Source organism: Prevotella dentasini JCM 15908, from assembly GCF_000614065.1.
GTDB lineage: Bacteria > Bacteroidota > Bacteroidia > Bacteroidales > Bacteroidaceae > Prevotella > Prevotella dentasini.
Map to the genome: position 1 here is coordinate 23,332 of NZ_BAKG01000010.1, position 25,681 is coordinate 49,012.

The 25,681-nt window shown below is 47.4% G+C and carries 19 protein-coding genes and 5 pseudogenes; 18 read left to right on the forward strand and 6 right to left on the reverse strand.

The window, feature by feature from the left end; all coding sequences use genetic code 11:
- The first annotated feature begins 19 nt into the window (after positions 1–19).
- Positions 20–2,185 (forward strand): dipeptidyl-peptidase Dpp5, encoded by a 2,166-nt coding sequence (gene dpp5, locus JCM15908_RS06255; protein WP_025002701.1) that lies wholly within the window; start codon positions 20–22, stop codon positions 2,183–2,185.
- A 65-nt stretch (positions 2,186–2,250) separates the two neighbouring features.
- Positions 2,251–3,873 (forward strand): annotated as a pseudogene (locus tag JCM15908_RS12715) (MFS transporter).
- Between the two features lie 164 nt (positions 3,874–4,037).
- Here the strand turns inward: JCM15908_RS12715 and galE are convergent.
- On the reverse strand, positions 4,038–5,075 hold the full coding sequence (gene galE, locus JCM15908_RS06265) for a UDP-glucose 4-epimerase GalE (protein WP_025002702.1): 1,038 nt from the start codon (positions 5,073–5,075) through the stop codon (positions 4,038–4,040).
- Between the two features lie 268 nt (positions 5,076–5,343).
- Here galE and JCM15908_RS12720 point away from each other — a divergent pair.
- A pseudogene (locus JCM15908_RS12720) lies at positions 5,344–5,786 on the forward strand (hypothetical protein).
- Positions 5,787–5,974: 188 nt separating this feature from the next.
- Positions 5,975–7,207 carry a type IX secretion system plug protein gene (locus tag JCM15908_RS06280; protein ID WP_025002703.1) on the forward strand — a complete coding sequence of 411 codons (1,233 nt, stop codon included), beginning with the start codon at positions 5,975–5,977 and terminating at the stop codon, positions 7,205–7,207.
- Positions 7,208–7,298: 91 nt separating this feature from the next.
- Here the strand turns inward: JCM15908_RS06280 and JCM15908_RS06285 are convergent, their stop codons facing one another.
- The 3 genes from JCM15908_RS06285 to JCM15908_RS06300 form a co-directional block, all read right to left on the reverse strand.
- Complete coding sequence (locus JCM15908_RS06285; RefSeq protein WP_025002704.1) at positions 7,299–7,883, reverse strand: LemA family protein; 585 nt, start codon at positions 7,881–7,883, stop codon at positions 7,299–7,301.
- A 45-nt stretch (positions 7,884–7,928) separates the two neighbouring features.
- Entirely contained in the window at positions 7,929–8,711 is a 783-nt protein-coding gene (locus JCM15908_RS06290) for a TPM domain-containing protein (RefSeq protein WP_025002705.1), read from the reverse strand.
- 630 nt (positions 8,712–9,341) lie between these two features.
- On the reverse strand, positions 9,342–9,893 hold the full coding sequence (locus tag JCM15908_RS06300) for a glutathione peroxidase (RefSeq protein ID WP_025002706.1): 552 nt from the start codon (positions 9,891–9,893) through the stop codon (positions 9,342–9,344).
- Positions 9,894–10,151: 258 nt separating this feature from the next.
- Here JCM15908_RS06300 and JCM15908_RS15100 point away from each other — a divergent pair, with 258 nt between their 5' ends.
- The 4 genes from JCM15908_RS15100 to JCM15908_RS15665 all read left to right on the forward strand — a co-directional run bounded on the left by JCM15908_RS15100 (position 10,152) and on the right by JCM15908_RS15665 (position 13,253).
- A complete protein-coding gene (locus tag JCM15908_RS15100) occupies positions 10,152–10,391 on the forward strand; it encodes a hypothetical protein (RefSeq protein ID WP_234396392.1) in 240 nt (79 codons plus the stop codon).
- On the forward strand, positions 10,337–11,116 hold the full coding sequence (locus tag JCM15908_RS12725) for a hypothetical protein (RefSeq protein ID WP_234396393.1): 780 nt from the start codon (positions 10,337–10,339) through the stop codon (positions 11,114–11,116). The genes JCM15908_RS15100 and JCM15908_RS12725 overlap by 55 nt, the downstream gene beginning before the upstream one ends.
- 239 nt (positions 11,117–11,355) lie before the next feature.
- On the forward strand, positions 11,356–11,790 hold the full coding sequence (locus tag JCM15908_RS15585; protein WP_373277410.1) for a toprim domain-containing protein: 435 nt from the start codon (positions 11,356–11,358) through the stop codon (positions 11,788–11,790).
- Entirely contained in the window at positions 11,739–13,253 is a 1,515-nt protein-coding gene (locus JCM15908_RS15665) for a DNA topoisomerase (protein ID WP_444543840.1), read from the forward strand. The genes JCM15908_RS15585 and JCM15908_RS15665 overlap by 52 nt, the downstream gene beginning before the upstream one ends.
- 285 nt (positions 13,254–13,538) lie before the next feature.
- Here the strand turns inward: JCM15908_RS15665 and JCM15908_RS06315 are convergent, their stop codons facing one another.
- Together JCM15908_RS06315 and JCM15908_RS12735 are read right to left on the reverse strand one after the other, a co-directional pair.
- A complete protein-coding gene (locus JCM15908_RS06315; protein WP_025002707.1) occupies positions 13,539–14,657 on the reverse strand; it encodes a glycosyltransferase family protein in 1,119 nt (372 codons plus the stop codon).
- Between the two features lie 11 nt (positions 14,658–14,668).
- Positions 14,669–15,650, reverse strand: a pseudogene (locus tag JCM15908_RS12735) (glycosyltransferase family 2 protein).
- Positions 15,651–16,557: 907 nt separating this feature from the next.
- Between JCM15908_RS12735 and pfkA the strand changes: the two are divergent.
- From pfkA to JCM15908_RS06380, 10 genes and pseudogenes are all read left to right on the forward strand, one after another.
- Complete coding sequence (gene pfkA, locus JCM15908_RS06330; RefSeq protein ID WP_025002709.1) at positions 16,558–17,535, forward strand: 6-phosphofructokinase; 978 nt, start codon at positions 16,558–16,560, stop codon at positions 17,533–17,535.
- An 89-nt stretch (positions 17,536–17,624) separates the two neighbouring features.
- Positions 17,625–19,150, forward strand: a pseudogene (atpD, locus tag JCM15908_RS12740) (F0F1 ATP synthase subunit beta).
- A gap of 28 nt (positions 19,151–19,178) precedes the next feature.
- Positions 19,179–19,418 (forward strand): ATP synthase F1 subunit epsilon, encoded by a 240-nt coding sequence (gene atpC / locus JCM15908_RS06340; RefSeq protein ID WP_025002710.1) that lies wholly within the window; start codon positions 19,179–19,181, stop codon positions 19,416–19,418.
- A 452-nt stretch (positions 19,419–19,870) separates the two neighbouring features.
- Positions 19,871–20,971 (forward strand): F0F1 ATP synthase subunit A, encoded by a 1,101-nt coding sequence (atpB, locus tag JCM15908_RS06350; RefSeq protein ID WP_025002712.1) that lies wholly within the window; start codon positions 19,871–19,873, stop codon positions 20,969–20,971.
- Between the two features lie 61 nt (positions 20,972–21,032).
- Positions 21,033–21,272, forward strand: coding sequence for an ATP synthase F0 subunit C (atpE, locus tag JCM15908_RS06355; RefSeq protein WP_025002713.1), 240 nt, complete (start codon positions 21,033–21,035; stop codon positions 21,270–21,272).
- Positions 21,273–21,332: 60 nt separating this feature from the next.
- Positions 21,333–21,845, forward strand: coding sequence for a F0F1 ATP synthase subunit B (gene atpF, locus JCM15908_RS06360; RefSeq protein WP_025002714.1), 513 nt, complete (start codon positions 21,333–21,335; stop codon positions 21,843–21,845).
- A gap of 7 nt (positions 21,846–21,852) precedes the next feature.
- Positions 21,853–22,389, forward strand: coding sequence for a F0F1 ATP synthase subunit delta (locus tag JCM15908_RS06365; protein ID WP_025002715.1), 537 nt, complete (start codon positions 21,853–21,855; stop codon positions 22,387–22,389).
- 12 nt (positions 22,390–22,401) lie between these two features.
- Positions 22,402–23,984, forward strand: a pseudogene (gene atpA, locus JCM15908_RS12745) (F0F1 ATP synthase subunit alpha).
- A 12-nt stretch (positions 23,985–23,996) separates the two neighbouring features.
- Positions 23,997–24,971, forward strand: coding sequence for a F0F1 ATP synthase subunit gamma (locus JCM15908_RS06375; RefSeq protein ID WP_025002716.1), 975 nt, complete (start codon positions 23,997–23,999; stop codon positions 24,969–24,971).
- Positions 24,972–25,154: 183 nt separating this feature from the next.
- On the forward strand, positions 25,155–25,604 hold the full coding sequence (locus tag JCM15908_RS06380; protein WP_025002717.1) for a Fur family transcriptional regulator: 450 nt from the start codon (positions 25,155–25,157) through the stop codon (positions 25,602–25,604).
- The last annotated feature ends 77 nt before the right edge of the window (positions 25,605–25,681 follow it).

A 25,681-nucleotide genomic window follows, 5' to 3' on the forward strand; every position in this document is an offset into this window, starting at 1 on the left:
CTAACCAAAAATCAAGAATATGAATAAAAACATTTCAGTTGCCATAACTGCTGCCCTGCTGATGGGCAGTGGTATGGCTCAAGCACAAGACGTGAACATCGGAAAGAGCAACATTACGTTGTCAAGCGATCTGATGACCCCAGAGGCTTTATGGGCTATGGGGCGAATCGGATCGGCACAGGCTTCGCCTAACGGACAGAAGATAGTCTACCAAGTAGGCTATTATAGTGTGAAGGAAAACAAAGGGCATCAGGTTCTTTGCATCATGGATGCTGACGGCAAGAACGCACGCCAGTTGACAACTTCGGCAAAGAGCGAATCTGACGCTGCATGGCTGGACGACAACACAATAGCTTTCCTTTCGGAAGGCCAATTGTGGACAATGGATGCCAATGGGGGGAGTAGAAAACAATTGTCTCATTCTAAAATTGATATTGAGGGATTTCGCTTTTCTCCCGACCGTAGCCGTGTGGTGCTGATAAAGAGCATCCCTTACTATGGAACCATCAGCAAGAATCCATCCGATTTATCAAAGGCAAGCGGAATGCTCATTACCGACATGAACTACCGTCACTGGGATCACTATGTGAAAACAAATACCCATCCTTTCCTTGCCAATGTACAGGCAAGCGGAATTGATGAAGGAATAGACATCATGGAAGGGGAGCCATACGAAAGTCCTGTTGCTCCGTTTGGTGGAATAGAACAAATAGACTGGAGCAAAGACTCAAAGACAATTGCTTACACAAGTCGCAAGCGCGAAGGGGTTCAGTATGCCATCTCTACTGATACAGACATATACCTTTATAATATAGAGACAGGCAAGACGACAAACATCTGTAAGCCGGCAGATTATCAAGAACCTGCGGTAGATGCAACCAAGTCAATGCGTAATCAGGCTGTCAACCATCAGGAGGGCGACATGAATGTGGGATACGATGTTAATCCTAAATTCTCTCCCGACGGACGGTATATTGCATGGCAAAGCATGGCCCACAACGGATACGAAAGCGACCGTAACCGCCTTTGTATCTATGAGCTGAGCACTGGCAAAAAGAGCTATGTAACCGAAAGTTTCGACTCTAATGTTGACGACTATACATGGGCACCCGACTCCAAGCAACTTTATTTTATTGGCTGCTGGCATGCTGTTATCAATGTATATCAGACCAATCTGAAAGGTGAGGTAAAACAACTGACCGATGGACAGCACAACTATGTTGGAATTTCTCTCCTTGGCAAGGATGGCAAGAAGCTCCTCGGGCTTCGGCAGAGTATGTCGCAGGCTACCGAACTATATGCCGTTACACCGTCGAAGAAAGAAAAGGACAGCAAGCAAGAGCAGATTAGCTTCGAGAACAAAGCCATCTACGACCAGCTGGCATTGGGTGAAGTGCATGACCGCTGGGTGAAGACCACCGATGGAAAAGACATGCAGGTATGGATTATCACTCCTCCTCACTTCGACCCCAATAAGAAGTATCCAACCCTTCTCTATTGTGAGGGCGGTCCGCAAAGCCCTGTATCGCAGTTCTGGAGCTTCCGATGGAACTTCCAGATGATGGCTGCACATGGCTATGTTGTTGTTGCTCCTAACCGTCGCGGCCTTCCTGGATATGGTAGCGAATGGAACGAGGAAATCAGTAGTGATTGGACAGGGCAGTGCATGAAGGACTATCTTTCTGCCATTGACGATGCTGCGGCCAACCTGCCTTTTGTTGACAAAGACCGGCTTGGTGCTGTAGGTGCTTCGTTTGGTGGATTCTCCGTCTACTATTTGGCAGGACACCATGACAAACGCTTCAAGTGCTTTATTGCTCACGACGGAGCTTTCAACTTGGAAAGCATGTACACTGATACCGAAGAGGCATGGTTCAGCAACTGGGAGTATGACGATGCTTACTGGAACAAAGACCAGACGGCGGCAGCCAAGCGGACATACGCTAACAGCCCACATCTTGACGTTGACAAGTGGGACACTCCTATCCTATGTATCCACGGAGAAAAAGACTACCGCATCAATGCTACGCAGGGCATGGGGGCCTTCAATGCGGCACGTCTCCGCGGTATCCCTGCAGAACTTCTCCTCTTCCCGGACGAAAATCACTGGGTGTTGAAGCCACAGAATGGTGTCCTGTGGCAGCGTACTTTCTTCAATTGGCTTGACCGTTGGCTGAAGAAGTAAGCTTTATTTGCCTATCCACAAAGTACAATTCAAACGAAATATAAGTTATAAATTAAATAAATATCATGACAGAAAAAATGAAAACAACAACTGAGAGATTCGGCGGCAATGCGCTGGACGGCTCTCCTCCTTTTGTCTTTGGCAATGTTCTGTTCCTACATCTTTGTAGACATCCTTTCTCCTATTAAGGATTTGATGCTTCAGCAAAGAGGTTGGGACTCCACTGCGTTCGGTACTATGCAGGGTTCGGAGACATTCCTCAACGTCTTTGTCTTCTTCCTTATCTTTGCAGGTATTATCCTTGATAAGATGGGCGTGCGCTTTACGGCTGTTTTGTCGGGAGCGGTAATGTTGGCAGGTGCGCTTATCAAATATTACGCCATCAGCGAAAGTTTTGCAGGCAGTGCCCTTGACGTTTGGTTTACCAATAACCTTAACCACATTCCTGTCTTTGAGCAGTTGGGCGTTTCTCCTTTCTATGAGGGCATGCCGTCATCTGCCAAGGTTGCTGCTTGTGGCTTTATGATATTCGGCTGTGGTACCGAGATGGCAGGTATCACGGTTTCACGTGGTATTGTAAAGTGGTTTAAGGGACGCGAGATGGCACTGGCCATGGGTTCAGAAATGGCTTTGGCTCGTCTTGGTGTTGCTACCTGTATGATTTTCTCTCCGTTCTTTGCCAAGTTGGGCGGAAGCATCGATGTTTCCCGTTCGGTAGCGTTCGGTGTCGTGCTTATCTGTATTGCGTTGATGATGTTCGTTGTTTATTTCTTTATGGATAAGAAGCTTGATTCTCAGACAGGCGAGGCCGAAGAGAAGGAAGACCCATTCAAAATCAGCGATTTGGGCAAGATTCTCACCAGTATGGGCTTCTGGCTCGTAGCACTGCTCTGCGTGCTCTATTATTCGGCTATTTTCCCATTCCAGAAGTATGCCGTAAACATGCTCCAGTGTAACCTTACATTTACAGAGCTTCCTGCCGACTCTTTCTGGGCATCCTCAAGCGTTACCATCGTTCAGTATGTTATCATGTTGGTTGTTGCAGCGACAGCATTCATGTTCAACTTCATGAAGAATAAAGCAATCAAGAATTTGACGCTTGTGCTCTCTGTTGCAAGTCTTGTACTCTACTGCTATATGGGCTACATGCGCCAGTCGGCAGAATCCATCTTTGCTGTATTCCCACTCCTTGCAGTAGGTATCACACCAATTCTGGGAAGTTATGTAGACCACAAGGGCAAGGCAGCTTCCATGCTCATCTTAGGTTCTATGCTCTTGATTCTTTGCCATCTCACCTTTGCCTTTGTTCTTCCGATATTCAAGACAAGTCAGGTAGGAGGCGTCATCGTAGCCTATGTAACGATTCTCATCCTTGGAGCATCATTCTCTTTGGTTCCAGCCTCTTTGTGGCCAAGCGTGCCGAAGTTGGTAGATGCAAAGATTATCGGCTCTGCTTATGCCTCATCTTTTGGATTCAGAACATAGGCCTATGGCTGTTCCCACTGCTTATTGGCAAGGTTCTTGACAAAACGAATGTTGGAGTAACCGACCCTACGCAGCTCAACTATACAGCTCCGCTGATCATGCTTGCCGGTTTGGGTGTAGTCGCCCTGATTATTGGACTCATCTTGAAGGTAGTTGACAAGAAGAAGCACCTTGGACTTGAAGAGCCAAATATTAAAGGCTAAATAATTATAATCAAGACAAAAGGCAGGAAACCATTTGGATTTCCTGCCTTTTATCATACCATTCTATTTATTTTCAATCAGATACAGGAGGAGTATAGATGTTTAACGTTATCTTTAGACGCCATCTGCCTCCTTGCCGATAATCTTTTTGGGAAGTACAGAGTCTACATAACCCCATCCTCACGAAGTTTCTGCTGCCACTTCCACGCACTGGCAAGAACATCAGCAAGCGGTGTGTCAGCCTTCCACCCCAATACGGTGTTAGCATGGGTACAGTCGCCCCAAATCTTCTCAATGTCTCCTTCACGACGTGGTCCATATTTCCAGTTCACCTTTACACCCGTTGCCTGCTCGAAAGTTGTAACGATTTCGAGAGTGGAATTACCACTGCCCGTCCCTATATTGAAATATTCGACAGGTTCAGTCTGCTTATCAAGTACACGGGCCATCGCGGCCACATGTGCCTTGGCAAGGTCTACGACATATATATAGTCGCGGATACAGGTGCCGTCGGGGGTATTGTAATCGTTACCAAAGATTGTCAGCTGCTCGCGGATACCCATCGCGGTTTGGGTTACATAAGGTATGAGGTTGTTGGGAACGCCATTGGGCAGTTCGCCGATAAGGGCTGTAGGATGCGCCCCTATAGGATTGAAGTAGCGGAGCACGATACTCTTGATGCCGGCACCGCTGTGGATATAGTCGTAAATAATCTGTTCGTTGATTTCCTTTGTATTGCCATAGGGCGATGTTGCCTTTTGGTGCGGGGCACTCTCGGTAACAGGAAGATGCTCGGGCTTCGGCTGGCCATAGACGGTACAGGAACTGGAAAAGATAATGCCTTTTACGCCATATTCGGGCATCAGTTCAAGAAGATTGATAAGCGAAATTACATTGTTGCGGTAGTACATCAAGGGCTGTTGAACACTTTCGCCCACTGCCTTGGAGGCAGCAAAATGAATGATGCCTTCTATGGCAGGATATTTTCTGAATACGCTTTCGGTCGCTTCTTTATCGCGAAGGTCCACTTGCTCGAAAGCCGGCCGAACACCCGTAATCTTCTCTATGCCGTCAAGCACCTCAATCTTTGAATTGGACAGATTGTCTACAATAACTACATTGTAGCCTGCCTCTATCAGCTCTACCGTCGTGTGCGAACCGATGAAGCCCGTACCGCCAGTTACTAAAATGGTCTGTTTCATATAGCCTGAATATTTGGGAGTTAAAGGAACTAAGGGAGTTGGAAGAATGAAAGCCTGATATACGACGGCTTATCGCTCCTGATATGTTTTCCCGTATGTCCGATGCAGCATCACCAAGCCATTTGTTCCGATGCGCCGGCGACAATCTGCCGTGCAAAGGTAGGGAATATTTCAGACCCTAACAATAAAAAAAGAGAAAAAGGCGAGAAGAATAACCAAATAACTAAAAGTTTCTGTATCTTTGTAGACATAGAATAAATTAGTCGTTATGAAACCAACAGAACAAACACAGCAACAGACTGAACGCTTTCTCAAGAAAGTGGCACAGAAGTTCCTGCCGACGAAGAGGCTGGGCTGATGACGGATATTCACATCAGGGTATCACAAGACAGCGGAGACTTGATGGCGTTCGACGATGATGACAAGGAAATTACCCGATGCGTCGTAGACCAATGGATAGACAATAAAGACGACAAGTTCTACCGGGATGTTGCAAACTTTCTACGTCTGGAACTAATGCGGATGAAAGAGATGGTAGACAACTTCGGCATTATGAAGCCCTACAGCTTTGTGCTCGAAAACGACGACAAGGAGAATATTGCCGAGCTTTATGTTGCAGACGGCGACACTATAATTATCGGAGGCGATTTGATGCAGGGGCTGGACGAAGAACTCAACAGCTTCCTGAAAGTATTATTAGACGAGGAATAACAAGATACAATAATATTTGTCCGATGCCCCCGGCAAAGAGACTATTAGCTTCACTTGAACAAACTTGTCCGATTTCCGCTTCATGGAGAGTACTCTCATGGCAGCCTTACCATATCAGGGAAATCGGACACATACATTTACCCTGACACAAGCAGCTTATACAGATAATTCAAACAAAAAACAACACGATGAAAGGAAAACTACTGCTGCTCTCCGTATTCTTCACGTCCTGCCCGATATTGGCGCAACGCCACGAGATACTATCGCCAGACATTCGTTCCCTTCAGGTTGTAGCCAATGGCGACTGGCTCTCTCTACCAGTGGCAGAGCTGGGTAACGGAAGCATCAGCATCGATTTTGACGATACAACCCACGAATACCGCCGATATACCTATAGGATAGAACATTGCGAGGCAGACTGGACGACATCAACCGGACTCTTTGACAGCGACATCGTGAGCGGATTCATCAACGATAATACCATTGACGACTATCAGCAATCGCTCCTTACCAATACACTCTATACACATTACCATATCACTTTACCGAATGAGAAGTGCCGTCCGAAACTATCGGGTAATTACCGCCTGACCGTACTTGACACTGACGAACAGCCCGTGCTCTCAGCTTGCTTCATGCTGACCGAACCACAGGGAATGGGTGTGGGGCTGTCGGTAACAACCCAGACCGACGCCACCATCAATACGGCTCATCAGCAGGTAGGGATGGAACTCAGCTATGGAAACTATACCGTAACCGACCCAAACAGACAAATAAAGACCGTGGTACTGCAAAACCGAAGGTGGGATGATGCCCGATGGAACTCCCGGCCACAATACGTCATGGGCGACGGACTGCGGTGGAGCCACAACAAGGACTACATCTTCATGGCAGGAAACGAATACCGAAAATTTGAAATACTGTCCACCGACTTTGCCACAATGGGCATTGAGCGGATTGGTTGGGACGGCAGCAACTTCCAAGCCTACCCGTTTACAGCCCTTCCACGTCCCAACTACCTTTACGACGAAGATGCTGACGGAGCCTTTGTAGTCAGAAACTCTAATGACGTGGAAGTCAACACACAAAGCGACTATATGACCGTCCACTTCCAATACGCCTGTCCACGCCTGACTGCAGGCGAGATTTACCTGAACGGGGACTGGACTTACGACCGCTTTGAACCGCAATACAGGATGGAATACAACGAAGACGCGAAGTCTTACGAGGCTGCCATCCCCCTGAAATTAGGCTACTACAACTACCAGTTCCTGCTCCTTGATGCCAATGGGAGGACGAGTTTTCTACCCAGTGAAGGCAGTTTCTACCAGACAGAGAATACCTATCAGGCACTGGTATATTATCGTGAAACAGGCGGAAGAACAGACCGCTTGGTAGGTTATCGCAGCATCAAAAAATAATATTCCCACACTTCGATTATCCACCGGGGACTATCGAAACGTGGGAAGAAAAGTCTGTTTAATTGCAAAGAGGCAATAGGCTTCTCAATTATCAAATATCCAAATCCGGTGCATTTTCCGCACCAGAAGCAGCCTCAAACTTTGCCATTTTGTTAAAGCCGAAAATGCCTGCGAGCATTGAGTTGGGGAAATGGCGGACTGTCTGGTTATACGCCTGTACCGATTCGTTAAACTTTCTTCGCGCCTCGTTGATTCTGTTCTCGGTTCCCTCCTCCTGTATCTGAAGCGACTTAAAATTCTCGCTTGCCTTCAGTTCCGGGTAGCGTTCGGAAACAGCAATCAGACGCGAAAAAGCCTGTGCAACTTGGTTCTGTGCCGCTTCATATTGTTTCAATTTTTCCGGGGTAAGATTGCTGGCATCTAAGTGTATTTGAGTCGCAGCATTGCGCGCCTTTGTAACCTGTTCAAAAGTCTCACGCTCATGCTTTGCATACGCCTTGACAATCTTGGCCAGTTGCGGCATCATGTCAGCCCTGCGCTGATAGGCAGCCTGTACATTACTTAAGGCCGTCGTAGCCTCCTCCTCCTTATCAACCATTCCGTTGTACCCTGAAAAAGCCCACATTCCCACTACAACGAGGACGGCTACTAAAATCCATAAAGTCTTATTCTTCATTGTTTTATACTATAATAGTTATATTAATTGTTTATTCTGAAATTGCTACCAGCCACCACCGGCACCACCACCGCCAAAGCTGCCACCACCAAAACTTCCGCCCGAAAAACCACCGCCAAAGCTATGGTCGTTCAGATGTCCGGGATTTCCCCATATAATAGGCCCCCAACCACCCGTTCTGCCGCGTCCGCCACGTCCGCCTCCACGGTTGCCATTGCGCAGGACACTATAAATCCAAAACGCAATAAGTGCTATCAGGAAAATCATTGCTCCTACACCGTCGTCGTCGGCATCTGCTTTGCTTTCTATTCCAGTCTTTCCCGTCCTGAACTTAGAGTATACGGCTTTAGCAGTAGACAACACAGCCAGACTGACATTACCTTGCCGCATATTCTTCACTATACAGGCACGGCCAATGTCATCACATTCGGCATCGGTCAAATCGCCTTCCAACCCTTCTCCCGGAGCTATGAAATACTTTCTGTCGCCGACGGCTATGACCACGACAAGCCCCCTGTCGGTCTTCTTGTTGCCTACGCCTGCCTTGTTGCCTATATCCTGTGCTACCCTGAAGACGTCTCCGTTCTCAACATTCGAGACCACTACCCAAACGGTTTCTATGCCACATTCCTTTTCAAGCCTGTGCGCATAGACATCCGTAGAATCCCGTATGGCAGCATCCATCAGCTGTTCCGGATCGCATACATATCTGCGTGCATCCTGCAAATGTACCATCGGTATGTCAGTGGCTGTCCAGTCCTTTGCCATCAGCATAGGGTGCACAAACAGCATCAGGTACAGGGTCAATATATAGCCAAATTGCTTCATACTGCAAAATTAGGCAAATTCTTTCATTGAAATCTTAAGGTTTATGTTTTTTTCTACATTTTTGAGAAATGAGAGAAAGATAGTCATATATCTCCACACTGCCATCTTACATGTTGTCTTCCATATAGGGAAGCTCTCTCCTGCTAACTGGCATCGCGCAATATCCCGTTTCAAATACAGCATCCTTCACATATCAGGTACATGACATCCTTGTTGTATATACCTCAAAAACACTATGCCAAAACATACTTATGCCATATTCTGCCACTATTTCCCGACATTCAATATAACTAAAGTATAAACATATAATAGTCAGCACTTTACGAAGATTATGCCAAAAAGGCTTTTTCACCTTGTCAAACGGGCACTTTCATAGGGTCAAAGTGTCCGTTTCACTTGGCCAAAGTAGCTGTTTCGTATGATGACCCAACATAAGCGGAAAAGAAAAAGCAAGAAAGGAAGGAGGAAAACTAATAAAAAGAAATTATAGAGATAGCCTTGTCTTGTTATTTGCAGAATCAAATTCGTCCAAGAGATGATAGTATTTTGACTCGTTCTTCTACATATAAATAAAGGTAGGAATAAGGAAGCCGCCTTATTCCTACCTTGATATTCTGAGCGATAGAAATACTATTTCAGCAATTCTTCTATCTGTGCCTGAATATGCTCTATCTTCTCTGTTGGCTCGAAACGGGCTACAACTTGGCCTTTCTTGTTGATGAGAAACTTTGTGAAGTTCCATTTAATCTCCGCACTTTCCTTGTAGTCGGGGTCAGCTTCGGAAAGCATCTTGTCGAGAACAGGATAGATAGGATGAGTCTCGTCCCAACCTGCGAAGCCTTTCTGCTCCTTGAGGAACTTGAAAAGTGGGTCTGCATCCTCTCCGTTTACCTTCACTTTCTTAAACCGCGGGAAGTCTGTGCCATAGTTGAGCTTGCAAAACTCGTGGATGCTTTCATCGGTACCCGGAGCCTGCTGTCCGAATTGGTTGCAGGGAAAGTCAAGGATTTCAAATCCCTGTGTATGATATTTCTTGTAGGTTGCCTCCAACTCGTCATAGGTTGGAGTGAAGCCGCACTTCGTTGCTGTGTTTACAATGAGTAAAACTTCGCCGGAATACTCTTTCAGTGAAACGTTTTTTCCTTTTCTGTCTTTAACAGAGAAATCGTAAACTGTCTTCATTTCTTGTTTTGAAATCTTTTTGTTATTCAATAAATTGGTATTGTATTTTTGCAAATTTACGATATTTATTTCACAAAGCATTTGGAAGTTATATTAAAAGTCCTAAAATCAAGGAGGATATGTTAATCTGCCGACTACTTTTTTACAGGATAGGGAAATCCCTATATTAAAATAGTAATTCTATTCTTCATTTTATCCGATTAATTGTCTAATTTTGTATCGTCAGAAGAATTATAAATGCTTATAATATCAAAAATTATGAAAAAAATAATGAATTACTTGATGGCATTTGCCCTGTGTGCAATGCCGTTGGCGTTTGCAAGTTGTGACAGTAGTGATGATTACTGGGGAAGTCCCCGATATGAAATCAATATCGGTCAGGCAGTTTCTGACTATTTCAACCTCTACGGAGCCTTTGGCACGGATAGGCAGGAAACTGACAGGTGGTTTTTTTCCCATTATCCGATGCCTATGACAGCGAATACAACGATTTCATAGCAGCTCTTAACAAGTATATTCTTAATATTGATGAAGTACTGGACGCTTATTTTGACAGCGAAAAAGGATTCGGAACATTTGGAACAGACGAGACTACGGCGCGGAGATGGTTCTTTTCCAACTGCGATTATGCCATAGAAAGCGACTTCATCTATTTTTGGAAAGAAGCGGCCAACGATATCCAGAAGTCCAAGGCATTGATGGCAAATATACTGTCAGGAGCCGCATGGAGGGGAAACCTGACCATGCACTACAAGAACACTGCCGCTGAGACTCAATACACGGCTGTCGGCTGTACCGAAGAACTTGACTTTGACCTTGCCGCCACGGGGGCAGCCTATGGCCGCGGCAGGGAAGTGCGGACGGGAAAAGCCGACGGCTCGCCCGACAGCGAGGATTTCTTCAGTTGGTCGATAGATGATTACGGGAACATCATCATAGACTTTGACGACGCTGAGTTAGGGCAAGGCAAGGGTGTAGAGATGGTTATCTACTATAAGGACCTGAACTATCTAGACGATGATTCCTTTTCCGGGATAATGACCAGCAACACGCAGGGATTGCTTGAATATGATGAATTCTCCCTTTCCCGCGCGACATACGCCAAGGCAAAGGGCAAGAAGACGAATCCCGCAGCCGGCAAAGTCTTCAGCGGAAAGAATACGAAGAGGCAAGACCTGAAACAAAAGAAGGTTGTTTCTACCCTCAAAGCTCCCATGAGATAATTCCGTCATGCCTGAAAAGAGAAAGGATAGCCGATTTTTCCGGCTATCCTTTCTCTTTGGGACGGACGGCTTCCGCGATAGCCCCGCACCTTTTTCATAAACCGGGAACGGGTGCAGACGGCGGCGAGTAATGGGAAGCAGAGTTTTGCAGAAAGAAAAAATATACTTAACTTTGCATGCCCTATCGGTGCCTTTCAATGAGGCCACACGCTCCATAAAGTAAAAATCCAGAAAAGAGAATGAAAGTTTGCATAGCAGAGAAACCGAGTGTCGCCAGAGACATTGCCCGCATCCTCGGAGCCAACAGCCCGCATGACGGATACATGGAAGGCAATGGCTATCAGGTTACATGGACGTTCGGGCATCTCTGTGAGCTTAAGGAGCCGAACGACTATTGCGAGAACTGGAAACGGTGGAGCCTTGGGGCACTTCCCATGATTCCCCCCCGATTCGGCATAAAGCTCATAGAGGACGAGCGCATAAAGAAGCAATTTTCCGTCATAGAGAAGCTCTACCAGTCTGCCGACGAAATCATCAACTGCGGAGACGCCGGACAGGAAGGCGAACTGATACAGCGGTGGGTGATGCAGAAGGCCGGCGTGAAATGTCCCGTAAAGCGGCTGTGGATTTCGTCAATGACCGACGAGGCCATCCGCGAAGCTTTGCCACGCTGAGAGAGCAAGAACAATATCAGCCTCTCTACCTTGCAGGCCTCTCCCGCGCCATCGGCGACTGGCTGCTCGGCATGAACGCTACCCGCCTCTACACCCTGAAGTACGGGAACAACGGCTATGGGCAAAACAGCCACGTCCTGTCCATAGGCCGGGTACAGACTCCCACGCTTGCCCTCATCGTACGACGCCAGAAAGAGATAGACAACTTCAAGCCGGAGCCTTACTGGGTACTGGCAACCATCTACCGCGACACCCAGTTCACAGCCACCAAGCAGATTCGCTTCCAAGGAAGAGGGCGGACTGGCCTTTGCCACCATCGAGGGAAAGCCGTTCGCCATCACGGGCGTAACGAAGAAGAAAGGAGCGGAACAGCCCCGGCAGCTCTACGACCTCACGTCCCTGCAGGTCGATTGCAACCGCAAGTTCGGCTACTCGGCCGAAATGACGCTGAACACCGTCCAGAGCCTCTACGAGAAGAAAATCACGACCTATCCCCGTGTCGACACGCAATATCTCTCGGACGACATTTATCCCAAGTGCCGCAAACCATGAACGGCCTTTTCCAAACGGAATTTGCAGGGAAGCGGCCCTATGCAGAGTGGGTAAAGGCACTCGGGGGAAGGCAGCTGCCGAAGCCCAAGCGCGTCTTCGACTCTTCCAAAGTAACCGACCACCATGCCATCATACCCACGGGGATTCCCCCGAAGGGGCTGACTGATGCCGAGCACAATGTCTTCGACCTCATTGCCCGCCGCTTCATCGCTGCATTTTATCCCGACTGCAAGTTTTCCATCACAACGGTTTTGGGGATGGTCGACGAGGTGGAGTTCAAGGCATCGGGCAAGGAGATACTGGATTTGGGATGGAGGGCAGTTACCGCCCCGACCTCCCCTGAAGAAGACGACGTGAAGTCGCCGGAAGCCACAACTGCAGGCAGACAGGCAGGCAAGTCCCCGTCCGCCTCAGGGAAATCAGGAGAAGCCCTCCTCCCGGCCTTCGTGAAAGGAGAGTCCGGCCCCCACGCCCCTACCCTTACGGAAAAACAGACAACGCCCCCAAAGCACTATACCGAGGCCTCGCTTCTCCGTGCCATGGAGACGGCAGGGAAACTGGTCGACGACGACACGCTCCGGGCAGCCCTGAAAGAGAACGGAATAGGCCGCCCCTCGTCGCGCGCAGGCATCATTGAGACCCTGTTCAAGCGGCATTACATCCGCAGGAAGAAGAAGAACCTTGAAGCTACGGAGACGGGCATTGCCCTGATTGACACCATTCACGAGAAGCTGCTCACCTCGGCAGAGCTGACGGGAATCTGGGAGAAGAAACTCCGCGACATCGAGCACGGGAAATACGATGCGGCACAGTTCATCGACGAACTCAAGGTGCAGATAACCAATATAGTCTATGATGTCCTTGCCGACAATTCCAACAGAAAGATAATTCAGCAAGAAGCCGATTCTTAGACTATCCCCGTGCCACATTCCGGCAGCTGCCCGGAACAAAGCCGGACGACCTTCTGCGAAAAGCCACCGGAAACGACTCCAAAAGCGAAAAATATGACGTCATATTTTTGCATCAAATCTTGCTTTTGCCCCCTATAAGAGAACTTAAAATGTCTTATAAGACATTTTCGGTTTTCATGTATCGCTGATTATCAGCTGTTTACAGACTTCACCTTACACCTTTCAGAAGACACGAATGTAAATGCTTTTTACGGCCGGGGCCAACGCTCCTCCCACAGCGAAAGACTATTCTGCACGGTCGGCCAGCAAGCCGGCATAGAAAGCCTCGTACTTCCGGGCAACTTTCCTGTAGTCGTGATGCTTCGCAACGTATTCCACGCTTTGCCGCCTGAGGCTTGGAATCATGTCCCTGTGGAGGACCAGCCGCTCAAGCTCCTCAAGGCAGCTTTCGTAGGTAGGCAGGACATTGATGATGGGATGCAGCTCCCGTTCTCCGAGAATCTCATAGTTCTCAGGCTCTCCTCCGCCCACGCATATTATGCCGCGGGCCATAGCCTCCAATGGATTCATGGAGGGAGTATAGCTGTACAGCTGGTCCAAGATGGCATCGGCACCCGACATCATCTTCACATACTGGCTGAAGGGAACTCCCTCGGCTATTTTCAGGTCGACCTTATCGGGATATTTGCTCCGGAGAGCCTGTGCGGCGGCCAGCATCACGTCCGTTCCCTTGTATTCGGAGCGGTTTCTGCTGATGCCTATAAACAGATGCACTTTCTCTGCGGAAGCCGTATCCGCCGGCCGCTCCCGATATTCCTGCACCTGAACGGGGAAAGGAATGAAGACGGTCTTGGAGGGAAAGAGAGGCTCGTAGCACACCCAATATTCGTAAAGGCCCGCGACTATGCCGTCGCAGTCCGCTGCTATCAGCCTGTTCAGCCGTTCCTTCGCCGTCCCTGCCCAGTCCCGTCTTGCCTCCGTTGCCTCCTTGTTGCTGCGGAGCTTGTTCCCGATGTTGAAGTCGCTGTATCGCAGGGGCATCCGGGTACTGCACACGTCAACCCAATAATAGTCCATGCCAAAAGCGCATAGCACCAAGCGTCCGTTATGCTTCCTGAGATACCGGTAGACGGCGAAAAGCCGCTCCGCCCTCAATTCGAGGAACATGGGATTGATAAGCTGCACGATGTCGAAGCCCCTCAGCGACGGCAGCAGCCTCCATACCTTGCAGAGCAGCCGGATTCCGCCCAGCTTCCCGGGCTTGCGGCTCACGTCTATGTCTCTGGGGTAATCCTTCCAGAAGTCTCCGTTCGAGACGACCGTAACGGAATGGCCGAGTTCGCGCAATCCCTTGGCAAGGGTGTTGTGCACATTACTGTACTCTCCTATCAGAAGTATCTTCATAGTCCGCCCTCCTACTTAGTCAGGGGAAGAAGCGTCCAAAGCGCCCTCCTGCCCAGCTTTGTGTTTGCCAATTTGCTGAAATACCTGTATTTCGGCGTGTAATTCTTCTCGGGCAACGGGAACAGCCCGCGCCGCGACAGCCGACTTAGGGCATGGTCGAGGAAAGAACGGCCGCGCGTCTGAACCATGATGTTGTAGATGTAGTCCATCGTGAGCTGGGAAACCCGCCTCCGCAGTGCCGCCTTGTCTCCGGCAGGCAGACGGTCGGCCTTCTCATGCAGGCTGACTATGATGCTTTCCATATCCATGAAGCGTCTTACCTTGGACCTTATATCTGCCTGTGCGTAATGGAATTGCTGCGGACACGGTAGTAGTAAGCCTGTGATTCCGTGGAAAAGACCCTGTCGGCACGCAGCACCAACTGTGGGGTGAACTCTTCGTCCTCATGGAGAATCCCCGGACGGAAACGCAGGTTGAGCAGAAGGGAGCGGCGGAACAGATAGCCGCAGGCAGAAGCCCTCAGGTTATGATGCCGCATAAGCTCGCTCCCCGTCAGGGGTCCCTCGTAGGAGAACCTTGTCTTGCCCTGCACCTGACTGGTCTCGCGGAACAGCACCATGTCCGCGTCTTTGTAGCGCAGCAAGTCTATGCACTGCTCGTAGGGAGGCCCTATCAGGTAATCGTCCGCATCGACGAACTGTACGAAGCTCCCCTGAGCCAGTTCTATGCCGGAGTTGCGGGCCTTGCTCAGGCCTCCGTTCTTCCTCCTGAAATAAAAGACCTCGTCGGCATAGCTCCCAGCTGTCCGAGGGGAGAAGTCTGCGAGCCGTCGTCGACTACTATGATTTCCCTCTCGTCCTCTCTCAGGCTCAGCGCAAGAATACTGGAGATACACTGCTTCAGCATCTCCGTCGGCTCGTCATAGTAAGTTATTATAAAACTTATCAACGGCTTGTTCTCGCTTTTTCTGTTGCAAACTGGCTGAGTCGTCATGGGGCTTCAAGTTCTGTTATATGGTAGGATGGCTGATTTGAGGGTGCCGCTATGGTTCGTCCGAAGTTGTCAGCTACAATTATGTGTCGCATGTCTGACGTACCATACTCCGCAAGCCGAAAGAATTTGCCCGGCGCGGAAAACACCTTATCTATATGCAAAAGTAATAAAAAGATTTTAGTTTTTCCAACATAAAGCCAAAAACATTCTCCTGTCATGCCGCGGTACGTTCCGGCTTCACGGCTTTACATGCCGTTACGCACGCTTTATACAGACACCAGTCCCCCTTTTCCGTTTCTCCCTGCCCACCTTATTATAATTAAGACATATATCAATAACGCCGATATATTCTCCATGAAAAGACATGCCGACGATATGTGCCTGCCCGCCTTGTTGGTGAAAGATATTGACATCACCTCCAATATTCTGCAACCTATCCCCTTAAGTGCGGTTTATCGGTCAGCGGAAACTAACCTACTGAAAATAAAGAATATATGTATAATCACGATAAAAGCATGGCGATGGCAAGGCGAAAGTGCCTCTTTCATGCAGCCAAAGTGCCGTTTTCGTCGGCTCGCCAAGCCCGTATCGCGGAATGGCAGGGGCTTGGCAGAAGTTTAGACTGGCAAGCCCCATGAAATTAGTTTACCAAATACCTCTCCCTATAAGCCTGATTCCTGAATGAAGTAAGACGCCCGTATGCTTGCCGGGCAGATGCTATGACAGGCTGACGGGAGTGCCAACAAATCGGCATTGACTTCCACTTTGAAAGAGGTTTCTATCCTTTATTACTATTAAATCAACTTAAACAATAAAAAAACAGCTTGGTTCTTTGTTTATAAGTATTTATTTGCTAACTTTGTAGCAACTTTTTGAAAAGGACAATAAAACCGTATCTATACATAGTATGGCTAAAATCAAGACAATCGGCATACTGACCTCTGGTGGCGACGCACCGGGAATGAATGCAGCCATCCGGGCAGTAACGCGGGCAGGCATCTTTAATGGATTTTCCATTAAGGCTGTCTATCGGGGTTTCGACGGGTTGGTAACAGACGAAATAAGGCCATTTACTACAGAGAATGTCAGCGGAATCATTGGACAGGGCGGAACTATCCTGAAGACAGCACGCTCGAAGGCCTTTATGTCCGCAGAAGGACGCCAACAGGCATACGACAATCTTATAAAGGAGGGCATTGACGCCTTAATAGTGATTGGCGGAAACGGCTCGCTGACAGGAGCCATGAACTTTGCCCAAGAGTTCGACTTTTGCTGCATAGGGCTTCCCGGAACCATTGACAACGACCTCTACGGGACTGACAATACCATCGGCTATGACACTACTATGAACACTATTGTTGAGTGTGTAGACCGAATCCGCGATACAGCACAAAGCCATGAACGAATCTTCTTTGTCGAAGTAATGGGACGCGATGCAGGCTTCCTTGCCCAGAACTCCGCCATAGCCAGTGGTGCCGAGGCAGCGATTATCCCTGAAGATTCCACCGATGTAGACCAGTTGGCAAGATTCATGGAGCGCGGTATCCGAAAATCGAAGAAGAGTTGCATCGTCATCGTCTCTGAAAGTCCCAAATGCGGTGCCATGTACTATGCCGACCGCGTCCGCAAAGAGTTTCCGGATTATGATGTACGCGTGTCTATTCTCGGACATCTCCAGCGTGGCGGCCGTCCGTCTGCACGCGACAGAATCCTTGCGAGCCGCACCGGAGTGGGCGCAATTGAGGCCATTATGCAGGGACAGCGCAACATCATGGTCGGGGTACGGAACAACGAGGTCGTTTATGTACCTCTGTCCGAGGCCATACGCTCGGATAAGCCGTTCGACAAGAAACTAATCAAGGTGCTTGATGAGCTAAGCATCTAAAAGAAAGACAAGCAATTCCTCCTGTGATAGAGCTTACGCTTCAGGAGATATATACCAGATTAAAGAAATATCAAATAAAAGCAAAGATTATGTCACAAATTAATGGACGTATTTCCCAGATTATCGGTCCTGTCATTGACGTCTACTTTGACACCAAAGGAGAAGATCCTGAGAAGATATTGCCTAAGATTTACGAAGCACTTCGCGTAAAGCGTCCCAATGGACAAGAACTTATCATTGAAGTGCAGCAGCACATCGGAGAAGATACCGTGCGGTGCGTAGCCATGGACAACACCGAAGGACTACAGCGCGGCTTGGAGGTCATCCCGACGGGCAGCCCCATTGTAATGCCGTCAGGAGAGCAAATCAAAGGCCGTATGATGAATGTCATCGGGCAGCCTATTGACGGCATGGAGCCGCTAAAGATGGACGGTGCTTATCCTATTCACCGTGAAGCCCCGAAATTTGAAGACCTCTCTACCCATAAGGAGATGCTTCAGACGGGTATCAAGGTGATTGACCTTTTGGAACCATATATGAAAGGTGGCAAAATCGGACTTTTCGGTGGTGCAGGCGTAGGCAAGACCGTGCTGATTATGGAGCTGATCAACAACATTGCCAAGGGACACAACGGCTACTCTGTCTTTGCCGGTGTCGGCGAACGTACGCGAGAGGGTAACGACCTTATCCGAGATATGTTGGAATCTGGCGTAATCCGCTATGGCGAGAAGTTCCGCAAGGCCATGGATGAAGGCAAATGGGACTTGTCGCTTATAGACAAGGAGGAATTGCAGAAGTCGCAGGCAACGCTTGTGTACGGCCAGATGAATGAGCCTCCCGGGGCACGTGCGTCAGTTGCACTTTCGGGTCTGACGGTTGCCGAAGAGTTCCGCGATCATGGAGGAAAGAATGGTGAGCCTGCGACATAATGTTCTTCATCGACAATATTTTCCGATTCACGCAGGCAGGTTCTGAGGTTTCGGCACTTTTGGGACGTATGCCCTCTGCCGTAGGCTACCAGCCAACCTTGGCAAGCGAAATGGGAGCAATGCAGGAGCGCATTACCTCTACAAAGAAAGGCTCTATTACATCTGTGCAGGCAGTTTACGTGCCGGCTGATGACTTGACCGACCCGGCCCCGGCCACGACGTTTACCCATTTGGACGCAACGACAGAGTTGAGCCGTAAGATTACGGAGTTGGGAATTTATCCGGCTGTTGACCCGTTAGGAAGTACCTCGCGTATTCTCGACCCGCTGATTGTTGGCAAGGAGCATTACGATTGCGCTCAGCGTGTAAAACAGCTCCTACAGCACTACAATGAGCTGCAGGATATTATAGCCATCCTTGGCATGGACGAGCTTTCAGACGAAGACAAGCTGGTTGTAAACCGTGCCCGTCGCGTCCAGAGATTCCTGTCCCAGCCTTTTACCGTGGCAGAACAGTTTACGGGTGTCAAGGGCGTAATGGTTCCCATCGAAGATACCATCAAGGGCTTCAACTCCATCCTGAATGGTGAGGTTGATGATCTTCCTGAGCAGGCATTCCTGAATGTCGGCACTATAGAAGATGTAAAGGAAAAGGCCAAGAAGTTGCTTGAAGCAGCGAAGGGATAAGTCTGAATCATAATAAATCAATATATCAATGCTTACTCTGAGAATCGTATCACCTGAAAAGGTAATGTTTACAGGAGAAGTAGACTGTGTACTCGTTCCCGGTGAGAAGGGTCAGTTTGAAATTCTTTCCAACCATGCTGCCATCATCTCCACGTTGGTGGCAGGGAAGGTTGAGTACGGTGTCGGAGGCGAGAAGAAATCTTTTCAGATTCATAGTGGATTTGTTGAGGTGAAGAAAAATGAAGTCAGTCTCTGTGTTGAACTCTGATTGAATATCGAAAACAGCGAAAGAGCATAGAAATGAAGTATGGACAATATTGACAGAATTACACGCAAGTATACAAGGTTGTCGCTATGGATAATTGCAGGCATAACCTTGTTGGGCTTATTGTTAGTCCAGTTGTTTGTGCGTATTTCTTTCGTCAACATCTTGGCTATCAGTGCTGTTTATTCTTTGATAACAAGTTTTCTTTATGGGCTTGCTTGGAAGTATATAGCACAACGTTCTCCCAATGTACTCGGAAAGTTCTATTTGGGAGCCTCTGGGTTGCGAATGTTGTTGGCATTTTGCGTAATCCTGTTGTACGTTATGGTAGTAAAAGACAGAAACAACGTTGTTCACTTCTCTATAGTATTCATGCTGTATTACTTAGCTATGCTTTTCTTTGATACATTTTACTTCTCGCACATTGAGAAAAAAAGAACATAAAAGATTAGAAGATGAAATATTTCAGACAATTGCTCTGCGCTTTACTCTTTGCTTTTTTAGCATTGCCTGCAGCATCTATGGCCCATGAGAAAGGCAATGGATTAGATTTGCAAAGTGTCTTGTGGGGGCATATCAAGGATTCTTATGAATGGCACGTTACCAATATCGGCGATACCCCAGTCATAATAGATTTGCCTGTAATTGTCAAGACATCTACCGGATGGTATACCGGATGGGGTTCGGACTTTGAGGAAGAATCTTTGGCAACAGGAGCACACAAAGGCTATCGTCCATGCAAGAAATCGTCTTCTTTGTTCATTGCAACAGTGGGCAACTATGAGCGGCGTATTGTTGAAATCTTGCCTGACGGGAAAGAGGTACGCCCCTTTGACCTCTCTATAACGAAGACCGTCTGTGTCTTGTTCATAGATGCTATCATTTTGTTGCTTTGTATCTTGCTTCCTGCACGTTGGTGCAAGAGGCATAGGATTGACGACCCTGCCCCAAAAGGTTTTACAGGTCTCATGCACATGTTTATCATGTATGTCTATGATGACGTGATTAAGCCAACGTTGGGAAAAGAATCCGACAAGTATGCTCCGTATCTTCTTACGTGCTTCTTTTTCATATTCATTGCAAACATCATGGGAATTATGCCATTCCCCCCGGGTGGTGGGAACCTTACGGGTAACATAGCCTGTACATTTTTCCTTGCCGTTTGTACATTCCTCGTAACAAACTTTACGGGTACGAAGCACTATTGGAAAGACATATTCTGGCCAGATGTTCCTACTTGGTTGAAAGTTCCTGTACCTCTGATGCCTGTTATAGAGATATTCGGTATCTTTACAAAGCCGTTTGCCCTGATGGTTCGACTTTTTGCCAATATGATGGCAGGACATGCCATAGCCTTGGCATTGACCTGTATCATCTTTATTATGGCTACTATGGGAGCCGTATTGGCATCTACCATGACAGCAGTGAGTGTCGGAATGAGCGTATTCATGATGCTGTTAGAGGTGTTGGTAAGTTTCATTCAGGCATTGGTATTCACTATGTTGAGTGCTGTCTTCATTTCGCTTGCCCATGTACATGAACCCAGTGAGGCCTAAAACACCTATAGACATAAAAATAGAAATATCATAAAATAATTAATAATTAAAAGTTAAAACTATGTTGACATCATTGTTATTAGCAGCAGAAACTGCAAAGTTAGGCGCCGCAATCGGTGCAAGTATCGCAGCCGTAGGCGCAGGTCTTGGTATTGGCCGTATTGGTGGTCAGGCTATGGATGCCATGGCTCGTCAGCCGGAAAAGATTGGCGACCTTCGCTCCTCCATGATTATCGCTGCTGCCCTTGTTGAGGGTGTTGCTTTCTTTGCTGCCATCATCGCTCTTCTTTGTGTATTCTAAGCAGAATGCACAAAGGGTGAGTGAATATAAATAGAACAAAGAAAAGTAATTTAGCAGCTTATGTCATTATTATTGCCAGATAGCGGCTTGTTGTTTTGGATGACGTTAGTCTTTCTTGTCGTCTTCTTGATTTTGTGGAAATATGGTTTTCCCTCTATCATCAAGATGGTAAACGACCGAAAGGCATATATAGACGAAAGTCTCCGAAAAGCTGGCGAAGCCAGTGAAAAGCTAGCCAATATCGAGAAAGAAGGCGAAGCCCTGCTTCGTACTGCTCGCGAAAAGCAGGCAACCATCTTGAGAGAGGCTTCAGAGACTCGCAATGCTATAGTCGAAAAAGCCCAAGCTCAGGCTCACGAAGAAAGTGCTCGTATTCTTGCTGATGCAAAAGTAGAGATTGAAAGTGAAAAGCAGGCTGCCATTCGTGAAATCCGCACACAGGTAGCAGACTTGTCTGTACAGATAGCAGAGAAGATTCTACGCCAAAAACTTTCAAGTGAGGATATGCAGAAAAATCTTATTGACAGATTGCTGGATGAAGTTACTTCTGCCAAACAGAGTGACCGTAAATAGATAGCTTATGGACTTAGGTGTAATATCTGTTCGCTATGCTCGGGCACTTCTAAAAAGTGCAATGGAGCAGAAAACGGAAGATCAGGTATATAGAGACATGCAAACACTTGCAGAAAGCTATATCGAAGTGCCTGATTTGCGGTCTGCCATAGCCAACCCTATGCTGCCGAAAGACAGGAAAGAGGAGTTGTTGGCTACTGCCTGTGGTATCAGTTCAACAGAACTCACCAAGAAGTTTTTAGGGCTTGTGCTTCAGGAAGGTAGGGGAAACGCCCTGCAATTCATGGCAGCCTCTTATCTAATGCTTTACCGCAAGCAGAAGAATATCATCCGGGGCAAACTGACTACAGCCGCTCCAGTCTCTCCTCAAACGCAAGAGAGAATGAAGGCTGTTGTCCAGACAAAGAGTCAAGGAACTGTAGAGTTTAATACCGAGGTTGATCCTGAAATTATCGGAGGGTTCATTCTGGAGTATGATACCTACAAGATGGATGTTAGCGTCAAGTCTAAATTGAATGCCATCCTCACACAATTAACGAAATAAAAAAAGTAATACATGTCTGAAAGAATAAAACCAAGTGAAGTGTCAGAGGTCTTACTTCGCGAACTAAAAGGCATAAACTCGGAGGAGAAGTTTGACGAAGTGGGCACCGTACTGACCATTAGCGATGGTGTTGCTCGCATTTATGGACTTCGCAATGCCGAGGCCAATGAGCTTTTGGAGTTTGAGAATGGCACGATGGCCATTGTGATGAACTTGGAGGAGGACAATGTCGGTTGTATTCTTCTTGGTCCTACAGCAGGTATCAAGGAAGGTCAGAGTGTGAAGCGCACCCATCGTATTGCATCCATCCGGGTTAACGATAACTTTTTAGGACGCGTCGTCAATCCTCTTGGTGAAGCTATTGATGGCAAAGGCGACATTGATTTGTCTGACGCATTTGAGATGCCGCTTGACCGCAAAGCTCCCGGTGTGATTTATCGTCAGCCAGTAAAGGAACCATTACAGACAGGCTTGAAGGCCGTTGACTCAATGATTCCTATTGGACGTGGTCAACGTGAGTTGATTATCGGCGACCGGCAAACCGGCAAGACTGCCATTGCAGTAGATACCATCATCAATCAAAAAAGTTTTTACGAACAAGGGAAGCCTGTTTACTGCATCTATGTTGCTATCGGACAGAAGGCATCTACGGTTGCCAATCTTGTTCAAACTTTGAAAGAGCATGGTGCCCTGCCCTATACAATTATTGTTAGTGCAACAGCTGCCGACCCTGCCGCTATGCAGTATTATGCTCCTTTTGCAGGAGCTGCCATTGGCGAATACTTCCGCGATCGCGGCATGTCAGCCTTGTGGTTTACGACGACTTGTCCAAACAGGCTGTCGCCTATCGCGAAGTCTCCCTGATTCTACGTCGTCCATCAGGACGTGAAGCATATCCCGGAGATGTATTCTACCTCCATTCCCGCTTATTGGAGAGAGCAGCACGCATCAACGATCAGCAGGAGATTGCCGAGCAAATGAATGACCTGCCTGAATGTATGAAAGGTAAAGTAAGAGGTGGCGGCTCTCTGACTGCACTTCCGATTATTGAAACACAGGCAGGAGACGTTTCCGCATACATTCCGACCAATGTAATTTCGATTACCGATGGCCAGATTTATCTTGAGACAGACCTGTTCAATCAGGGTTTCCGGCCGGCTATCAACGTTGGTATTTCCGTATCACGTGTAGGCGGTTCTGCCCAAGTCAAGAGTATGAAGAAAGTAGCAGGTACTCTTAAGATTGATATGGCACAGTATCGTGAGTTGGAAGCCTTCTCCAAATTCTCTTCAGATATGGATAAGGTTACAGCCATGACACTTGACCGTGGACGCAAGAACAATCAGCTGCTTATCCAGCAACAATACACCCCGATGCCTGTGGGCGAACAGATTGCCATCTTGTATTGTGGTGTGAATGGATTAATGTCCGCAGTTCCAGTAGAGCGCATCAGAGAATGTCAGAATCAGTTCCTTGAAAGCATGCGTTCAAGCCATGCAGATATCATTACCAACCTCAGTTCAGGAAAGCTCCTTGATGGAGACGTGAAGGTAATAGAGGAAGTGATGAGTAACATATCCGGTCAATTCAAATAATCACAATCAACAATGCCATCTCTAAAGGAAATAAAAACTCGTATAGCCAGTGTCAACAGCACGCGTAAAATTACCAGTGCTATGAAAATGGTTGCATCGAGTAAACTCCATCACGCACAGGTAGCCATTGAGAACATGCTTCCATATGAACACATGTTGGAGCATATCTTAAAGACTTTTTTGGTCTCTACCCCTGACACGGATACCCCGTACGACGTAGTTCGACCTGTCAGAAAGGTTGCATTAATCGTCTTTTCTTCCAATAGCTCTCTATGTGGCGGCTTCAATGCCAACATCATCAAGATGATGCAGAATACCCTTGAGGACTATTACTCCAAAGGACTGACCAAGGACGACATTCTTGTATATCCGATAGGCAGGAAGATAGCAGAGAAAGTGGCAAAGATGGGACTGAAGAGCATTGGCCGGTATCCAGATTTGGCAGATAAGCCAAATTCGGAAACATGCAGACAGATTGCCAGTGAAGTTGAACAAAAATGGCTTTCAGGAGAAGTTGACAAAGTAGAATTGATTTACCATCACTTCAAGAGTGCCGGTAGTCAGATTCTTACCCGCAAGACTTTCCTGCCAATAGACTTGGAAGCAGAGCTGTATGCCGACAACGAGCGTGATCTCTCGTCCAATATAGCTACTCAGAAAGCACAGCAATACTTGAAGGAACATGGGAAGAGTTCATCTTCTAAACCCAAGGAGAATGTTGTTCCGCTGAATGACAATTTCATTGTCGAGCCAGACTTGAAAACCGTATTGACGTCGTTGGTGCCCAAGCAGCTGCATCTAATGGTATATACATCTCTTTTAGACAGCAACGCCTCTGAACATGCAGCCCGCATGGTAGCCATGCAAACGGCAACTGACAATGCTGATGACCTGTTACGCAGTCTGAACTTGCAGTACAACAAGTCCCGACAAGCTGCCATTACCTCAGAATTGCTTGACATTGTGGGAGGTTCCGTCAATAGTTAAGTGCTCTGATATGATGCAAAAGAAGCCCGGCAGGAGTAGCTCCTGCCGGGTTTCTTTTATTACGACAACCGGCTGATTACGTGGAGAAAATAATACTTCGTGTTGAAACTTTTTCAACTTTATATTTGGTATATTTTGGGAATATCATTAATTTTGCAATATAAATAAATGACAGTACAATAAATGAAGTTTGATCCCGCATATAAAAAACTGATGGAATGTGGCATTCGTCCATCCGTACAGCGGTTGGAAATTATGAGATACCTCCAAACGCATTTCACTCATCCCACTGTGGATGAAATCTATATGGGACTAAAGGAAAGGATACCTACCGTCAGCCGCACCACGGTATATAATACTCTGAGAATGTTTTCGGAGAAAAATGCTGCGCTGATGATAACCATAGACGAACATCGCGTATGCTATGATGGAAATACAACCCCACATGCACACTTTTTCTGTAGGAAATGTGAAAAAATATATGACTTGATGGATATAAAACCATCAAGAGAATATTGCAAAGATATAAAGGGATTTGTCGTTGAAGATGCACAGCTCTACTATAGAGGCGTGTGTCCCAACTGCCAAAAAGAAGCAGAGGCAAGATTTGTTGCAGGCGAAGTAATAAATTAGCAACAAACAGCTGCATGACAAAGATGTAAGAGATTGTCAGATTTGCATGCTTTGCCATAGTTTGCTTGGTTTTTAGC

Excerpts from the sequence above, each read along its gene's own strand:
- dpp5 (WP_025002701.1), top strand. The coding sequence starts at position 20 with ATGAATAAAAACATTTCAGTTGCCATAACTGCTGCCCTGCTGATGGGC.
- galE (WP_025002702.1), bottom strand. The coding sequence starts at position 5,075 with ATGAAACAGACCATTTTAGTAACTGGCGGTACGGGCTTCATCGGTTCG.
- JCM15908_RS06280 (WP_025002703.1), top strand. The coding sequence starts at position 5,975 with ATGAAAGGAAAACTACTGCTGCTCTCCGTATTCTTCACGTCCTGCCCG.
- JCM15908_RS06285 (WP_025002704.1), bottom strand. The coding sequence starts at position 7,883 with ATGAAGAATAAGACTTTATGGATTTTAGTAGCCGTCCTCGTTGTAGTG.
- JCM15908_RS06290 (WP_025002705.1), bottom strand. The coding sequence starts at position 8,711 with ATGAAGCAATTTGGCTATATATTGACCCTGTACCTGATGCTGTTTGTG.
- JCM15908_RS06300 (WP_025002706.1), bottom strand. The coding sequence starts at position 9,893 with ATGAAGACAGTTTACGATTTCTCTGTTAAAGACAGAAAAGGAAAAAAC.
- JCM15908_RS15100 (WP_234396392.1), top strand. The coding sequence starts at position 10,152 with ATGAAAAAAATAATGAATTACTTGATGGCATTTGCCCTGTGTGCAATG.
- JCM15908_RS15585 (WP_373277410.1), top strand. The coding sequence starts at position 11,356 with ATGAAAGTTTGCATAGCAGAGAAACCGAGTGTCGCCAGAGACATTGCC.
- JCM15908_RS06315 (WP_025002707.1), bottom strand. The coding sequence starts at position 14,657 with ATGAAGATACTTCTGATAGGAGAGTACAGTAATGTGCACAACACCCTT.
- pfkA (WP_025002709.1), top strand. The coding sequence starts at position 16,558 with ATGGCTAAAATCAAGACAATCGGCATACTGACCTCTGGTGGCGACGCA.
- atpC (WP_025002710.1), top strand. The coding sequence starts at position 19,179 with ATGCTTACTCTGAGAATCGTATCACCTGAAAAGGTAATGTTTACAGGA.
- atpB (WP_025002712.1), top strand. The coding sequence starts at position 19,871 with ATGAAATATTTCAGACAATTGCTCTGCGCTTTACTCTTTGCTTTTTTA.
- atpE (WP_025002713.1), top strand. The coding sequence starts at position 21,033 with ATGTTGACATCATTGTTATTAGCAGCAGAAACTGCAAAGTTAGGCGCC.
- atpF (WP_025002714.1), top strand. The coding sequence starts at position 21,333 with ATGTCATTATTATTGCCAGATAGCGGCTTGTTGTTTTGGATGACGTTA.
- JCM15908_RS06365 (WP_025002715.1), top strand. The coding sequence starts at position 21,853 with ATGGACTTAGGTGTAATATCTGTTCGCTATGCTCGGGCACTTCTAAAA.
- JCM15908_RS06375 (WP_025002716.1), top strand. The coding sequence starts at position 23,997 with ATGCCATCTCTAAAGGAAATAAAAACTCGTATAGCCAGTGTCAACAGC.
- JCM15908_RS06380 (WP_025002717.1), top strand. The coding sequence starts at position 25,155 with ATGAAGTTTGATCCCGCATATAAAAAACTGATGGAATGTGGCATTCGT.